The sequence below is a fragment of the Paraburkholderia sp. SIMBA_054 genome (genome assembly GCF_046534875.1).
Taxonomy (GTDB): domain Bacteria; phylum Pseudomonadota; class Gammaproteobacteria; order Burkholderiales; family Burkholderiaceae; genus Paraburkholderia; species Paraburkholderia hospita.
In genome coordinates this window covers 1-270 of the sequence record NZ_JAWRXV010000833.1, presented here as the reverse complement: position 1 = coordinate 270, position 270 = coordinate 1, and the positions used below count along the sequence as shown (strand labels likewise).

The window sequence follows — 270 nt, the reverse complement described above, 5'->3', positions numbered from 1 at the left end:
CATTAATGGCTTGTACCATTGGGGAATACGGCTTGAAAATATTTGGACCTTTGGGCAAATTTATTTTAGTTGATTATATAGGTTTGATTTCTGTAATCATTTTGATGTACTTGTTTATGTTAAAATTCATAGATAAAATTCCATTATCAAAGTTCTTTAAGTCAATCGGTAAGATTTGGGTAGTGACTGCGAGTACGACAAGTAGTTCGGGAACTTTACCTGTTACTATCTCTGTGACGAAAGAAGACTTTAAGGTAAAAGAGGAACTAG

Annotated in this window: 1 protein-coding gene; it reads left to right on the top strand. The window is 33.3% G+C overall.

Translation table 11 applies throughout. The annotated features are described in order from the left end of the window. Positions 1–270: cation:dicarboxylate symporter family transporter (locus SB822_RS57440; protein ID WP_410859154.1), on the top strand; the 270-nt coding region annotated here is incomplete at both ends.